The organism is Clostridium sp. AM27-31LB, assembly GCF_003480745.1.
GTDB classification, from domain to species: Bacteria; Bacillota; Clostridia; order Lachnospirales; family Lachnospiraceae; genus Butyribacter; species Butyribacter intestini.
In genome coordinates, this window is record NZ_QUJS01000001.1 from 144,048 (window position 1) to 160,349 (window position 16,302).

Consider the following 16,302-nt stretch of genomic DNA (forward strand, 5'->3'; position numbering starts at 1 on the left):
ATATGATTAAAGAAAGGACAAGAATATGAACAGAATGAAGAAAAGTAAAAAAATATTATCACTTATATTGATTGCAGCACTTATGATAACGGGAATTAATATAAAAACTGTAAAGACATATGCAAAAGATACAAATAAAAAAGCCATAACTGCCTATAGAAAGCTGTTAAGTAAAGAAAAACATAAGTGGAGAGAGGATTATTCCAGTGCCCCTGATGTCAATAAAACAAAAAATTATAAATTTGCTTGCATTGATTTAAACGGGGATGGAATAAAAGAACTGGTTGTAGAAAATCCAGAAGCCTGCTGGGCTGACGGGAGTGTAAAAATATTTAGATATGTAAAAGGTAAGGTAAAAAAAGTCTTATTATGTCATGGATTTGAATGGTATAAAAAATCAAAAATTATATTAGTTAACGATGCACATACAGGTGCATATTGGGGGACATATTATAAAATTAAAAATAACGGAAAAATAGTTAAAAAGGCGGAGTATTCAGGAACGGACGATAAGTCATATAAAAAGCAGGCAAAACATAAGGAATCTTTTTACGGAATGACTGTATATTATACTTCCTATAAGATAAATGGAAAGGAAACAAGTTATAAAAAATATAAGGCGGCATTAAAGAAGATGCTTAAGGCTAAAAAGTACACAAAAATACAATTATATAAAAATACGGAAGATAACCGTGATTTGTATTTGTAAAGAGGGAGGAGAAGAAAAATTGAAAAATCTAAAGAATATACTAAATTATATTGTGTTAATTACAGTGTTGTTTACTGGAGTTATGGGAAAAACTCAATGTGCCGAAGCTAAGATATATGACGGTGATAAGCTTAAAATAGTGACTTTAACCGGAAAAGTGGTAAAACATCATGCTATAGCAGGTAATGGAAAAAAGATATTGAATTATGACTTGATTTTAAATAAAAAAATAAAGTGTAAATGTTCAATTTGGGAAAAGAAGTCAAGTGAAAAAAGAATAATGATTCAATGCGCATATTTAAAGGCAAATATGTCAAAGTATGTAGGAAAAAAAGTTACAGTAAAAGGAGAATTTATGGGAGCGGCATCCGGATATTACTGCGAAAGATATGCTATAATGGCTTCAAGTATAAAGAAATATAAGAAGAAATAATATTTAATTTATAAAGTTATTAAAGAGAGATAATATTATTTCGTATCAAAAGATGGAAATGTTTTCTGTGAGGGCATTTTTCTTGGAGATGATATTGTCTTATATTGATTATATAGAAATATAATGAAAAGAGTTTGTATTTATAAGTATTAGATTATGACAGAGTATCAAAATTTTAAAATCTAATATAAAAGTACAGGCTCTTTTTCTTTACTTTCTATTATCAAAATGCTAATATAATTAGCAAAGTGATGATGTGTGAATAATAACAAATGCGTGAAAAATTTTATTTTTTGGGGGTGTCTGTATGGCGAAAGTAGTAGGTATCGGAAAACAGAGATTTGATAAGATAATTGAAAATGATTGTTTTTATATAGATAAGACGATGTTTATAAAAGAATGGTGGGAAAATCAGGATGATGTTACGCTAATAACAAGACCACGCCGTTTTGGAAAAACATTAAACATGGATATGCTAAAATGTTTCTTTTCAGTTGAATATAAGGACAGGGGAGAGTTGTTTGAGGGACTGGATATTTGGAAAGAAAAAAAGTATCGTGAAATTCAGGGAACATATCCGGTTATATTTATGAGTTTTGCGGGGATAAAGTCTAATACTTTTAGAGATGCTAAGAATGATATGGTTGCTATTATAAACGAAACCTATAAGAGTCATGCGTATCTTTTGGAGAGTGATATTTTGTCTGAAGCAGAAAAAAATTTCTTTAAGAAATTAGATGAGTATTCAAAAGATATAAATGCAAATAAAAATATCTCAAGTGAGACCATATATAGAGCTATTAACAATCTTTCATGTTTTTTAAACAGATACTATAAAAAGAATGTAATAATCCTTTTGGATGAATACGATACACCAATGCAGGAAGCATATGTAAATGGATATTGGGATGAGATTGTTGCATTTACAAGAAGTTTTTTTAACTATACATTTAAGACAAACCCATATCTTGAAAGGGCGATAATGACAGGTATTACGAGAGTGTCCAAGGAAAGTATATTTTCGGATTTGAATAATCTGTTGGTAGTGACTACAACATCTGAACAGTATGAAACAGATTTTGGTTTTACTGAAGAAGAAGTGTTTTTAGCACTTGATAAATATGAATTGTCAGAAAAAAAGCAAAGCGTAAAAGAGTGGTATGATGGATTTACTTTTGGAAACAAAAATGATATATATAATCCGTGGTCGATACTTAATTTTATTAAAGCAAGAAAGTTTGGTTCATATTGGGCAGACTCCAGTTCAAATGGACTTGTAAATAAGTTAGTAAAGACAGGGTCACCAAATCTTAAAAAGACAATGGAGATACTTATTGAGGGTGGAGTTATAGAGAAAAGGATAGACGAACAGATAGTTTATAATCAGCTTGAAAAGAGAGAAAATGCTGTATGGAGTCTGTTGCTTGCAAGTGGTTATCTTAGGGTTGTCAAGATTAGATATGAAGGAGATTTTAGAAAAAGATATTATACATTAAAATTAACAAATAAAGAAGTTGAGCAAATGTTCGAGATAATGATAGAAGAATGGTTTGACAATGGATCTAATATGACAGGTGATTTTATTGAAGCAATGCTTGCGGGTGACCTTTATGCCATGAACAGTTATATGAATGATATAGCACTTGATACATTTAGCAGTTTTGATGTTGCAGGAAAAGAAGAATCAAGAATACGCCCGGAGGATTTAGCCTCATGCTACGACTGTAAAGGAGTAGCTAATGGCTTAAGTTTGAACGATAGTTCAAACTTGTATGCGATGACTAGAAAGTCATCGCGTTTTTACCATGGATTTGTACTTGGACTTATGGTCGATAAAAGAGAAGACTATATAATAAAGTCAAATAAAGAGAGTGGTTTTGGACGATACGATGTAATGATGATACCGAGAGATACAGAAAATAGCAATTTACCGGGATTGATACTTGAATTTAAAGTTATCAATCATTCGATGGAAAAATCACTAGAAGAAACGGTAAAATCTGCATTGCAACAGATAGAAGAAAAGAAATATGATACAGAGCTGTTAAAAGCGGGAGTGAAAAAAGAAAATATCAGACATTATGGATTTGCATTTGAAGGAAAAAAAGTTTTAATAGGAACAGACGAATAAAATTTTGCAATGATAGATAAAAAATATAATTGCTAAAAATTACATTTTTATTGACAAAAGTTACAATTAAATATTTTTTAAAAAAGACTTTGTTATACTAAATTTAAAACAAGGATGTAGTAAACAGAGTCTTTATTTATTATTTTATGTAAGTATATTAGGCAAAACAGTAATAGTGTTATGATTAAGTAGCAGAGCGGATTGAGAATATCTGTTTAACTTAATGATTTTACAGAAGTTAAGGAGGAAATTTCAATGACTAAAAAAGAATATGAAAAGAAGATATTTAATCCACAGCACAAGAAAGATTATGGACCTGCATGGTTAAAGTTTCCGGCGGCTTTTGGTGGATTTATTAGCATTATGATTGTATTTGATGCATATGTACAAGAAAAATCAGTATTAAGGGTATGGAGACAGGAAATGTATGGAAAACCTATATGGACATTATTATATTTATTTTTAATAGGGTGTTTTTTGGTAAGGGTATATTATGACATAAGGAGATATTTAGATTTAGATTCAGAATACAAAGCGAATATGATGTCGATGAATTCGTCAGAACGAAAAATATCAAATGTAACTGCTGCAAAAAATTCGGTAAAACCAAAATTTTGTGCTTCATGTGGTAGAGTACTTGGTGACAAATCATGGAGAGACGGCTACTGTGAATCATGCGGAACGAAATTATAAAACAGTAGATGTTGATATTATAATATATAGAGGTGGAAAATTATGAAGTTAAAAAGAATAATATTTTTAATGTGTATATTTACAATATTTCTGTTGTGTGATAAAAAAGCTAGTGCGGCATATAAATTTAACAAAAGTAAGATTGTTGTAAAAGTTGGTGAGTGTAAAAAGTTAAAATTGATTGGAAATGCTTCAAAGATTAAATGGACTTACAAAAACAGTAAAATTGCCACAGGAAGAATTTCAGATATATCAAAAACTTCAGAAAAGGTAAATAAAATTGTTGGACGCAGAGTAGGAAAAACAAGTATATCAGCTAAAGTAAATGGTAAAATATTAAAGTGTACTATTATAGTAAAAAAAGCAAAGGGAAATATTACGAAAAAGCAGGCTGTAAAAAAAGTAAAAACTTTTATGGGTAGTGAATATGCCTATGTCTCAACTGCTGATACTCCATATAAATTTAAAGGAAAAAAATACTGGGCTATAAAAATAAGTGAGTTTGTACAAGACCATTTTACTAACTTAGGATATTACTTTGTATCAAAAGATGGAACTGTTTTCTGTGAGGGTATTTTTTCTGGAGATGATATTGTCTTGTATTGATTATATAGAATTATAAATGAAAAGAGTTTGTATTTATAAGTATTAGATTATGACAGAGTATAAAAATTTAAAATCTAATATATAAATTTAGTAAACAGAGTATTAATTTGTTTATATAAAGTCTTTTACATTGAATAAAATAATTTATAAAAGAGAAAGTGAGGTTATGATTTATATGAAGAAAAGTATCAAGTTAGATGTATTAGTTGTTGTTTGTATGGTTTCTATATTATTTGGAAACTTAAATTTGAAAAATGTTGATGCAAAAAAGCATATAACATTAAGTAAAAAGTCTGTTACATTGAAAAAAGGAAAGATGATAAAAGTAAGATTGATTGGAGCAGCAGCCAAAAAAGTAAAATGGCGTAGTTTGAATAAGCGTGTAGCAGTAGTAAAAAATGGAAAAATTATGGCAAAGAATGTAGGCAATACTGCTGTTGTTGCTAAATATAAAAATAAAAATTATAGATGTAGTGTAAAAGTGGTTAGAAACAAAATTGTTACAGTACCGACAGAAAAACCACAATCAACACATAAACCAGAGCCTACGGCGGAACCAACATATAGGCCAGAGCCGACAGTAGAACCAACACGAGAAACAGAGCCTACGAATAAACCACAAGAAAATGAAAAAACAAATGATACAGAACTAGAACCATATCAAACATATGGGGCAGCGGAATATAATAAGTCGTTGCAGATGGCAGGATATGTTTACCAAAATTCAGTGGTTTATAACATATATAGCAGTAGCAATGGAAATAGTAACTATGTATTATATAATTTAGATAATAAATATGATAAATTATCATTTACATACGGTCATTATGATGGAAAGTATAGAGATGATTGTATATTATTGGTATATGGAGATGGAAAATTATTAGCACAATATACTGATTTGAAAGCAGAAATGATGCCACGGAATGTGACAATAGATGTAAGTGGTGTATCACAGTTAAAAATAGACTGTCAAATAGCATCAGGATATGCGGGTTTGTCAGGAACATATGGATTGTCAAATATAAAGTTTCATGAGAAAAATTCAAATGAAGCAGTGGACATATCTACGGGAACAAGGGTGGTTGATATATCAGAACCATATCAAACATATGGAGCAGTAGAATATAATAAATCAGTACAGATGGCGGGATATATGTACCAGAATTCAGTGGTATATAATATATATAGCAGTAGTAATGGAAATAGCAATTCTGTAATATATAATTTAGATAATAAATGCGATAAGTTATCATTTACATACGGTCATTATGATGGAAAGTATAGAGATGATTGTATATTACTGGTATATGGAGATGGAAAATTATTAGCACAATATACTGATTTGAAAGCAGAAATGATGCCACGGAATGTGACAATAGATGTAAGTGGTGTATCACAGTTAAAAATAGACTGTCAAATAGCATCAGGATATGCGGGTTTGTCAGGAACATATGGATTGTCAAATATAAAGTTTCATGAGAAAAATTCAAATGAAGCAGTGGACATATCTACGGGAACAAGGGTGGTTGATATATCAGAACCATATCAAACATATGGAGCAGTAGAATATAATAAATCAGTACAGATGGCGGGATATATGTACCAGAATTCAGTGGTATATAATATATATAGCAGTAGTAATGGAAATAGCAATTCTGTAATATATAATTTAGATAATAAATGCGATAAGTTATCATTTACATACGGTCATTATGATGGAAAGTATAGAGATGATTGTATATTACTGGTATATGGAGATGGAAAATTATTAGCACAATATACTGATTTGAAAGCAGAAATGATGCCACAAAATGTGACAATAGATGTAAGTGGTGTATCACAGTTAAAAATAGACTGTCAAATAGCATCAGGATATGCGGGTTTGTCAGGAACATATGGATTGTCAAATATAAAGTTTCATGAGAAAAATTCAAATGAAGCAGTGGACATATCTACGGGAACAAGGGTGGTTGATATATCAGAACCATATCAAACATATGGAGCAGTAGAATATAATAAATCAGTACAGATGGCGGGATATATGTACCAGAATTCAGTGGTATATAATATATATAGCAGTAGTAATGGAAATAGCAATTCTGTAATATATAATTTAGATAATAAATGCGATAAGTTATCATTTACATACGGTCATTATGATGGAAAGTATAGAGATGATTGTATATTACTGGTATATGGAGATGGAAAATTATTAGCACAATATACTGATTTGAAAGCAGAAATGATGCCACAAAATGTGACAATAGATGTAAGTGGTGTATCACAGTTAAAAATAGACTGTCAAATAGCATCAGGATATGCGGGTTTGTCAGGAACATATGGATTGTCAAATATAAAATTTCATGAGAAAAATTCAAGTGAGCTGGTCAGTATATCTACTGGAACAAGAGTGGTAGACATATCAGAACCATATCAAACATATGGTGCAGTGGAATATAATAAATCAGTGCAGATGGCGGGATATATGTATCAGAATTCAGTGGTATATAATATATATAGCAGTAGCAATGGAAATAGCAATTCTGTAATATATAATTTAGACAATAAATGTAATATGTTATCATTTACATATGGTCATTGTGATGATAAATATAAAGACGATTGTATATTATTGATATATGGAGATGGAAAATTATTAGCACAATATACTGATTTAAAAGCAGAAATGATACCTAAGAATGTGACAATAGATGTAAGTGGTGTATCACAGTTAAAAATAGATTGTCAGATAGCATCAGAATATGCGGGATTATCAGGAACATATGCTTTAGTAAATTTAAATATTAGATAATTAAAAATTGTAATATTTTTGTTTGGATATTTGAAAATATAATTATATTATGTGCTAAAAATTACATTTTTATTGACAAAAGTTACAATTAAATATTTTTCAAAAAAGACTTTGTTATATTAAATTAGGAATAATAGTTTAATATACAAAGTCTTTACTTTTTTTACGCAAAGGTAAAACTCGGATGGAACAAATAAATTTGTTTCATCCGAGCGAATCAGCGAGATATTTAATTTACAAGATACAAGGAGGAATTACTATATGAGAAAAAGATTTTTATGTATTATATGTTGTAGTATGCTTGCATTTTCAGGATGTGGTGTGGGTAGTTCAGTTGTAAATAGTGGAAATTATGAAAGTAAAAATCAAAGTAATACTATTGAAAAATTTAAGGGATTGTGGATTAGTGATTTAGGAGAGAATGATATTTTTATTAACAAGGATGGAAAAATGTCACGAGGTATTGCTTATTCAGGAGATTTTGATTTTGAGGGAAATGTTATAAAGTTTGAACTTAAGAATAGTAAAATATTTGTAGATAATGGAATATATTTTACGATTAAAAAAGGCAAATTGACTAGGTATGAAAACAATAGTATAGCCGGTACATACACTGCCGGAGAGAGTTTGGATAAGATTAGTTCTAGTATACATTTTTTGAATAATAAAGAGAGTACATGGGAAAAAGGAGTATTTGCTTATAGTGATTTAACTTTTAAGAATTCAGAAAATCAGGATGAAGATTATTATGACGAGGACTCACAGATATATGATGTGCAGAGCAAATATCTAAAAGCCATACAGGATTATTCCGGTACAGAGCTAAATGACCTGACACCTGATAAAAATATTGAAAATTTTGAATATCCTGAAGATGAAAGCAGTATGCAAAAAGAGCTTAATGAATTGAAAAAAACATTGCAGGAAGTGTATGGAAGTAATGTTGAGATAAGTTTTGAACAAAGCAGTTTTGAAGAATTTGATGTTCAGAAATTAAACAATGCTTTAAGTGAAGATGATGATGAAGATGGCGGAGATGTTGATACAATAGAAACATTGAACAAAACAATGAAAGATGTTGTAGAAACGGGCTGTAATTTGCAGAGATGTATAAAGTCAGATATGACATTTAGAATGAGCGGTGACAAAGGAGAGGATACCCAAACAGTTGCATCATATATTTATGAAGTTGATGGTGAGTATTATATGGATACATATGCTTTTGATAAATTATTACAAGGTCAGAAAATGGCACTTGAGGAGAAGCAGAGTGGAAATAGTGATTATAGTACGGCTGATTTAAATCTTGACCAATATGACGGTGAAGACTTAAATTACTCATCATTGTTATTAGACCAGAGATAATAAAAATAAGGAGGGTAAACAACATGAATTTAAGAAGATGTAAAAAGGGACATTTTTACAATGCGGAACAGTTTCTTAAGTGTCCATATTGTGCCGGAATAATGGAGTTTAAAGGTGACAACGATAATGATGATGATGACGAGGATACAGTAAATCCATTTATTGATGAGGAATTAGACATAGAAGATGAGGGCAATACAGAGGTTGAAACTCCGGTGAAAATTTTAGATAAAGAATATGACGCTGTAAAAACAGGGTTAATGCCTGAATATGAAATGGATATGGGAATGGGAGTACCCAATTGGGGCAGTACGGATTACCTTATTAATGACACTGATTGCATTGCTGAGATGGAATATGCGGATGTGAAAATTTTCAGAAATAGAGCTAAAATTTTGAAAAGGGGAAAGTTTGTGCCAAAAAATCAGAGAACAAATGTCCTTATCGAATTAAGTGATGCTACGAGAAATGTTAATGTAAGAACTTCAAAAGGTTTGCTTTGTTATTCTAAATCGGAAGTAAGGTGTATGAAACAGCCAGCCGGGCTGCCAAGTGATGAAGAATTGGCAAGGAAGCAAAAACAAAATAATTTGTTTAGCCGATATGAGCTGGTTAAGAAAATGCAGAAAGATATTTTAGAGTCTGATTTTACAGATAAAACGCAGGAAGAGTGTGACAAAATTGAAAAAATGTATGCTAACCTTTTGGATGAAGCAAATCAACTGGTGAATAGTATAAATAAACTTGCTCATAACATGGATGATGAAGATGAATGTAGCGATTGTTCTGATAAGTATGCAGGAAAACGGATGTTAATATTGGATATGATAGCTGAACCTGGAGGAGAATATTTCATAGAAATTGGATATGAAACATTTGGAATTTCATGGGAGCCATATTATAAAATTGATGTTAAATCAGATGAACCATATGCCACAATGACTATGTTTGCAAAAATTAATAATCAAAAGTCTGATGAAAGGTTTGATAATGTAAAAATTACTTTATCAAGTGGAATTAATACATATGAGTATAATCTTCTTGAAGATGCATTAGATACGCAATATATAAAGAAAATGCAAGATGCAGGAGATACATTCAGTCTATATACTGATGATTTTGGTGTGGATAAGCAGGAGGAAATGACGGCATTACCGGCAAATGATTCCGGGGAAAGAAGAAGGGGGCATGGAATTAAAGAAGATATGCTTGAAATGACTCCGGTAAATGTAAGAGAAAACAATTCTGATATATTACATGAATTTGAATTACCGTGGAAAATGACATTACTTCCAAAATGTGAAAATGAGGTTGCGGTCTGGCAGAAAAAAATAGAGATATTTAAAAATTATTTTGCAATTCCAAGAAAAGGACAAAATGAATATTTTTATGTTGATGTTAAAGGTTTGAAAGAATATGATATGATTTCAGGCTGGCTTGACATATATCTTGATTCTGATTATGTACGCAGATGTTTCCTGAATGTTGACAAGGCAGAAAATTTAAAGATTGATTTGGGCAGCGTTAAAGGAGTAAAAATCAACAGCAGGAAAGTGGCAGATGAAGTGAGCAGCAAAAAGCTGCAGGGAAAAATAATAAGAAGATATAAATATATATTTGAGGTCACAAATAATCTGCAATGCACAATAGCACTTCGACTTTATGACAGGATACCGGTTTCACAGGTGGATGGGGTAGAAGTTATGTTAAACAGGATTGATGATGTTGTACTTGATGAAGCTACAGGCAAATGCACATGGGATATAAAAGTTAATCCGTTGTCTGTTAAAGAGATTGCATTTGAATATGCGATAACATATCCGGCAAAGGAAAAATTTGTTATTGAATAATATATAAGGGGTTAAAACAAGCGTTATTTTTTAATAAAAGTTAAGAAGAAAAACAATAATTATAATAAAACAAGCAATAAATAATAAGTGCTAAAAGTTACATTATTATTGCTAAAAAATACAATTAAATAAATTATTAAAAGACTTTGTTATACTTAAATCAAGATAAAGGATTGGTAAGCAAAGTCTTTATTTTATATAAGTAAACAGCGAAGCGGATTGAGAATACCGTTGATACAAACAAGAGGTAAGTAAGGGTATAGCAGCTACGCATAGCAGGGCTTATATAATATGCAAAATGACATGATATATTTTTATTAAAAAGAAAGGACAGGTGGTTTTTATGAAGAAGTTTATGAGAGAAAATTTAAAATTTATTTGTTTGGCACTTATTATTTTAGCAGGTTCATTTGCTATAGGAACTAATGTAAAAAAGGCAGGAGCAGCAACCAGAAAATGTTATACGATTAATACTTCAAATACCAGAGTGTATTCAAACACAGGATTAACCAGAGGATATGGATGGATATATCCAACCGATCAGGTAACAGTTATTACGGTAACGGGAAGATATTCAAAGGTATCATATCCGGCAGGTAACAGAACAAAGACAGGATATATTTCAACAGGTGCGATACTTACGGCAACAGGTGGAACAACATATACATCCCGTGGAAAATTTAATACATATAAAAGAGATGGCGGCAGTTACTATGGTTATGTTTCAGCAAATGACAGAGTTATGGTATTAGGCACAAGAGGTGGTTATACACAGATAAAATATCCGGTTTCAGGAGGATTTAAGTATGCTTTTGCAACTAATTCAGATGTTAATAATTATCTGAAAGGTGGAGCAGAAAATAACAATGTAAACAACAATGTCAACAGCAACAATAATACCACACAGACAAATACAGGTACATACAGTATTTCAGGAAATCTGCTTACAGTTAATGGAGTAGCAATGACTGATTACAGAATTGGCGGCAAATATACAAACAGTTATTATGCAAAAGTAAACGGAAAAAAGGTTTATATGGCAGGAAGCCAGTGCTGCGGATATGCGAGATATATAGCATATAAATTGTACGGATGCCATGATAAGAGTGCAACGGGAAAATTTAAAGATGTATCAGGTCGTGTTGCACCGGGAAAATTAACGGCACAGAAAATGAAAGCTGCCGTAACTGCCGCAGGTGTAGGTGCTCACATCAGAACAAGTAACAGAATAGGTCAGAGTAAACATTCAATGTCAATAATAGCTGTTACGGATTCAGGTTTTACGGTAACTGATGCAAATTCAGACGGAAAAAATACTATAAAGGTAACGACTTATACATGGAGTTCATATGTGAGCAGTAAATATGGAAAGAGAGGACTGTATTATATTAAAAAATATGTTGGATAAAAATATGGGAATTTAGATAATAGCTTAAGTCTGACATTGTTAAAAATATTACAAAATCCTGCTTTATTTTACAAAAAAATTGATAATAATTACATTGTAATTTATAAGGAAAAATATCTGTTAAAATAAGAGAGTAGAACTGTTTTAGCAGATATTTTTTGTTTGAATTTATTTTAGAAATGAGGTGCTATAATATGAAAATTAATAGAATTAAAAAATTATTAGTATCAGTTTTGGTATGTTCTATGGCTTTCGGAAATATATCATATATTCCTACAATGGCTAAGGAAAATGTTCAGAATTATGGTTTGAACAATCCCACAACGGACAGCAGCGGAGTATCGACTTGGGACTGCATATATTTCGGAAATTACTGGCAGGATGATACAAACGGAGACGGGGTAGCCGATGAGAATGATGCAAAGCGGCCGATAAAGTGGCGTGTGCTGTCAGTAGACGGTGATGATGCGTTTATAATTGCAGACCAGAACCTTGATGCAAAAGCATATAATGAAACTAGCACAGATGTTACATGGGAAAACAGTACAATAAGAAGCTGGCTTAATGGATATGGTGAGTTAGTAAATAAGGATAAAAAAAGTTTTATAATTGACAATTTCTTAGACAATGTGTTTTCAGGGGCAGAGCAGAATGCGATAAAGACAACTTATGTGGTAAATGAAGATAATACGGATTATGGAACAGATGGTGGAAATAATACATGGGATAAAGTATATCTGTTGTCAGTCTCTGAGGCAAGTAATACATCATATGGGTTTAACAGTAAATTTGATATTAGAAGTGAAACAAGGGAGGCAAAGAATACGGAATATGCTAAACAAAGCGGTGCATGGTCATCTACGAATAGTTCATATTTGGGCAATGGCTCATGGTGGTTGCGTACGCCGGGCGGCTCGGATTGTAGTGCGTCAGGTGTGACTGACTACGGCTACGGCAGCGACGGCTACAATAGTGTGGACTATACGATTGTGGCTGTGCGTCCTGCTTTGCATATAAATTTATCAAATATTAATTTATGGTCTTATGCCGGAACAGTTGCATCAGATGGGACAGTAACAGATGCCACAAAAGGTAATATGGATAGATTTAATGTTGGATTTAACTATGTAGCAGATAATTGGACTGAGCAATCGTGGGCAGACAAAAATATAGATGTTATAGGTGATGGAAATTATTCTATAAGTTATAAAGCAGAAAATGATACTGATAACATACATATTATAATGCTTTCAACGAATTTATATAAAGGAGCTTTAAGTTATGATTTTAAACTTGTGCCTACTTATGTGATAGTCGGAGCAGATATATATAAAGTAGATGCAGAAGGTGGCTGGCTTTTTGCTAATTATAATAGTAATAATATGTATAGATATAATATTAAAAATCCATTTGAAGGACCGGTTAAGGATGATTGTTTAACACTTGTTGACAACAACAAAACATCTATTGATGGTCTGGGTGTCTGCCCTGTTAAAAAAGGCGATATTATAAAAGTATATTTCACTGTAACAGGGATGAATAAATATAATACAAATGCAAATGATATGCCAACAGGTGTTGCAACAGAAACACCTGTGCCAACAAAAACACCGACTTGTGCCACAACATCACCGGCAATAACAGCAAGTCCGAGTCCGACACCTACGGCAACGCCAAGTCCAACACCAACAGTAAAGCCGACACCAAGTCCTACGGCAACACCAAGCCCTACACCGATGGTGATGTCGACCAAAAGTCCTACAGCGACACCGATACCTACGGCTAAAATAACTGTACCACCGACGCAGACTCCGACAGAAAGTCCGGATGATGACAAAGAGGATGCTAAGATTTATGCAAAGAGTTCGGTGACTAAGCGTATAGGAAACTCAAAGTTTTATATTGATGAAGGAGTGACCGGCACTGGAGAGGTTACTTATTTATGTTCAAATAAAAAAGTTGTGACAGTAAGCAGAGATGGTCTTGTCAGTATAAAAGGATGCGGAAAAGCGACGATAACCATAATTGTTGATGAGACAGACGAATATTATGGTAAGGAAAAGAATGTAAAAGTTACCGTATTGCCGGGAAAGGTTTCAAAATTTAAAGTAAAGGCTTTATCCGGAGGAAAAATAAATTGTACATGGAAAAAACAAAAATATAATAATGTTAAATGCCAGATACAGGCAGCAAATAATTCAAAGTTTAAAAAATCAATGTCATCAAAGACATATCCTTACCTGAAAAACGGAAAGTGGACAGGAAAAGGGCTTAAGAGAAAGAAAACTTTTTATTTTAGAATAAGAGAAGTTGCAAAGATAGGCGGAAAGACATATACGGGTGCGTGGAGCTCGGTAAAAAAAGTAAAAATTAAATAAAAGAGTTGTCAAAAGTTACATTATTTTTGATAAAAAGAGCATTATAAATTTTTATATAAAGACTTTGTTATACTAAATTCAAGTTAAGGAATTGGTAGGCAAAGTCTTTATTTTATATGAGCAGGCAGTAAGCCGGATTTCGGCTATCCTTAACGCTAACAAACAAAAGGTCAGTAAGAATATATAAAAAGACCGGAAACGCTTATATGATATGCAAAAGAGTGTGATATATTCTTATAAAAAAAGAAAGGACAGGTGGTTTTTATGAAGAAGTTTATGAGAGAAAATTTAAAATTTATTTGTTTTGCCCTTATTATTTTGGCAGGTTCTTTTATAGCAGGGACAAATACAAAAAAAGCGGGAGCAGCAACCAGAAAATGTTATACGATAAATACCTCTAATACGAGAGTGTATTCTAATACTGCATTAACAAGAGGATATGGCTGGATATATGCGACCGATGAGATTAAAGTTATTACTGTTACCGGAAAGTATTCAAAAGTGACATATCCGATTGCAAAAAACAGGACAAAAACGGGATATATTGCTACTAACAGGATTTTAACGGCTACCGGTGGAAGTACATATAAATCAAATGGCAGATTTAATACATACAGAAGAAACGGTGGAAAATATTATGGTTATGTCGCAAAAAATGATAATGTTATGATATTAGGAACTAAAGGGAATTATACACAGATAAAATATCCGGTATCAGGCGGTTATAAGTATGCGTTTGCGTTAAGCAGTGATGTTGAAAATAATCTGAAATCCAAGCAGCAGTCAACGGTGTCACAAAATCCGCAAATCCAACAGCCGTCTGCCCCAAATGGAAATGTTCAACAGAATATATACAATCTTGCGGTTACTTCAGTGGGAACAGCGGGACGCTTTTATCAGAAATGGTATGGAGCAAGTTATCTTACACCATATTGCGTTATCTATGCCGATTATATTGCAAGAACGGCAATGGCAAATGCAGGATATTCAAATAGTAAGATAAATTCAATAGTACCAAAATATGCGTCTACATCATTGTGGGCTAAAGATTATAATGCATTAGGAAGATACCACAGTTTTGCGTCATGGTATAATTCAGGAACAGGTGTAAGCATGAATAAAAATTCAACAGTAAATGATTACACACCAAATGTTGGGGATTTTGCGGCGATTGATAATGATGAAGATATAACACCAGATCATACAGGCATAGTGATAGCAGTAAATGGAAATTCATTGACAATGGCAGAGGGAAATACAGGCATTGGGACTAATGCCACAAGGAAAGTAAAAATATATACATATTATAAATCATCTTCATATTGGTATCGTTCAGATTTTAAGAGAGCACATATTATGGGATTTGCAAATCCTGCTTACTGATGTGAAAGTGTCAAAAGTTACAAAATATTTGCTAAAAATTACAAAATATAACAGATAGTAACATATAATGTAAAATGTTGATTAATAAATACTGATTTGGGCTGGTATGGCAATGATGGTAAAAAGTTTAATGAAAGAAAAAAGAGGAATGATTTCAGCTATTTCGGCAGTTGTTATTTTATATATTTTTTTGGAATGTTTTGGGATAACCTGCCCGATTAAATTTATCACGGGAGTATCCTGTGCAGGCTGTGGTATGTCTAGAGCATGGTTAGCCTGTCTGAGATTTGATTTTAAAAAGGCATTCTATTATCATCCATTGTTTATTTTTCCACCGTGTATGGTTTGTGTCTTTCTTATGAGAAACAAAATAAATGCAGTAATATATAAAGTATTTACAGGTTTTGTTTTATTGTTATTTTGTGCAGTATATCTGTATAGAATGATAGCCGGAAATAATGATATTGTGGTTTTTGAACCACAGCATAATATTATATTTCAAATTTTAAAAATAATCAAAAAATGAAAATG

Annotated in this window: 12 protein-coding genes; all 12 read left to right on the forward strand. The window is 31.9% G+C overall.

Annotated elements, in window-relative coordinates:
* Window positions 1–25 precede the first annotated feature (25 nt).
* The 12 genes from DW721_RS00605 (at window position 26) to DW721_RS00660 (ending at window position 16,297) form a co-directional block, all read left to right on the forward strand.
* Complete coding sequence (locus tag DW721_RS00605) at window positions 26–709, forward strand: hypothetical protein (protein ID WP_118744468.1); 684 nt, start codon at window positions 26–28, stop codon at window positions 707–709.
* A gap of 19 nt (window positions 710–728) precedes the next feature.
* The gene (locus DW721_RS00610; RefSeq protein ID WP_147353215.1) at window positions 729–1,142 is read left to right on the forward strand and encodes a hypothetical protein; all 414 of its coding nucleotides are present in this window, start codon (window positions 729–731) and stop codon (window positions 1,140–1,142) included.
* 307 nt (window positions 1,143–1,449) lie between these two features.
* On the forward strand, window positions 1,450–3,273 hold the full coding sequence (locus tag DW721_RS00615; RefSeq protein ID WP_118744469.1) for an AAA family ATPase: 1,824 nt from the start codon (window positions 1,450–1,452) through the stop codon (window positions 3,271–3,273).
* 255 nt (window positions 3,274–3,528) lie between these two features.
* Window positions 3,529–3,966, forward strand: coding sequence for a hypothetical protein (locus DW721_RS00620; RefSeq protein ID WP_118744470.1), 438 nt, complete (start codon window positions 3,529–3,531; stop codon window positions 3,964–3,966).
* Window positions 3,967–4,008: 42 nt separating this feature from the next.
* Window positions 4,009–4,572, forward strand: a complete 564-nt coding sequence (locus DW721_RS00625; RefSeq protein ID WP_118744471.1) for a hypothetical protein — start codon at window positions 4,009–4,011, stop codon at window positions 4,570–4,572.
* Window positions 4,573–4,747: 175 nt separating this feature from the next.
* Entirely contained in the window at window positions 4,748–7,387 is a 2,640-nt protein-coding gene (locus DW721_RS00630; protein WP_182436154.1) for an NPCBM/NEW2 domain-containing protein, read from the forward strand.
* Window positions 7,388–7,648: 261 nt separating this feature from the next.
* Entirely contained in the window at window positions 7,649–8,752 is a 1,104-nt protein-coding gene (locus tag DW721_RS00635) for a hypothetical protein (protein ID WP_055944374.1), read from the forward strand.
* Window positions 8,753–8,775: 23 nt separating this feature from the next.
* Window positions 8,776–10,602, forward strand: a complete 1,827-nt coding sequence (locus tag DW721_RS00640) for a DUF4139 domain-containing protein (RefSeq protein WP_118744473.1) — start codon at window positions 8,776–8,778, stop codon at window positions 10,600–10,602.
* Between the two features lie 343 nt (window positions 10,603–10,945).
* The gene (locus tag DW721_RS00645; protein ID WP_118744474.1) at window positions 10,946–12,010 is read left to right on the forward strand and encodes a hypothetical protein; all 1,065 of its coding nucleotides are present in this window, start codon (window positions 10,946–10,948) and stop codon (window positions 12,008–12,010) included.
* Window positions 12,011–12,204: 194 nt separating this feature from the next.
* Window positions 12,205–14,388, forward strand: a complete 2,184-nt coding sequence (locus DW721_RS00650) for a DUF6273 domain-containing protein (RefSeq protein WP_118744475.1) — start codon at window positions 12,205–12,207, stop codon at window positions 14,386–14,388.
* A 264-nt stretch (window positions 14,389–14,652) separates the two neighbouring features.
* A complete protein-coding gene (locus tag DW721_RS00655) occupies window positions 14,653–15,771 on the forward strand; it encodes a CHAP domain-containing protein (protein ID WP_118744476.1) in 1,119 nt (372 codons plus the stop codon).
* A gap of 130 nt (window positions 15,772–15,901) precedes the next feature.
* On the forward strand, window positions 15,902–16,297 hold the full coding sequence (locus tag DW721_RS00660; protein WP_243035917.1) for a DUF2752 domain-containing protein: 396 nt from the start codon (window positions 15,902–15,904) through the stop codon (window positions 16,295–16,297).
* Window positions 16,298–16,302 lie beyond the last annotated feature (5 nt).

Bases quoted from the DNA above. Each gene is read 5' to 3' on its own strand.
- DW721_RS00655 (WP_118744476.1), top strand. From the start codon at position 14,653: ATGAAGAAGTTTATGAGAGAAAATTTAAAATTTATTTGTTTTGCCCTT.
- DW721_RS00625 (WP_118744471.1), top strand. From the start codon at position 4,009: ATGAAGTTAAAAAGAATAATATTTTTAATGTGTATATTTACAATATTT.
- DW721_RS00645 (WP_118744474.1), top strand. From the start codon at position 10,946: ATGAAGAAGTTTATGAGAGAAAATTTAAAATTTATTTGTTTGGCACTT.
- DW721_RS00635 (WP_055944374.1), top strand. From the start codon at position 7,649: ATGAGAAAAAGATTTTTATGTATTATATGTTGTAGTATGCTTGCATTT.
- DW721_RS00630 (WP_182436154.1), top strand. From the start codon at position 4,748: ATGAAGAAAAGTATCAAGTTAGATGTATTAGTTGTTGTTTGTATGGTT.
- DW721_RS00605 (WP_118744468.1), top strand. From the start codon at position 26: ATGAACAGAATGAAGAAAAGTAAAAAAATATTATCACTTATATTGATT.
- DW721_RS00620 (WP_118744470.1), top strand. From the start codon at position 3,529: ATGACTAAAAAAGAATATGAAAAGAAGATATTTAATCCACAGCACAAG.
- DW721_RS00650 (WP_118744475.1), top strand. From the start codon at position 12,205: ATGAAAATTAATAGAATTAAAAAATTATTAGTATCAGTTTTGGTATGT.
- DW721_RS00660 (WP_243035917.1), top strand. From the start codon at position 15,902: ATGAAAGAAAAAAGAGGAATGATTTCAGCTATTTCGGCAGTTGTTATT.
- DW721_RS00615 (WP_118744469.1), top strand. From the start codon at position 1,450: ATGGCGAAAGTAGTAGGTATCGGAAAACAGAGATTTGATAAGATAATT.
- DW721_RS00640 (WP_118744473.1), top strand. From the start codon at position 8,776: ATGAATTTAAGAAGATGTAAAAAGGGACATTTTTACAATGCGGAACAG.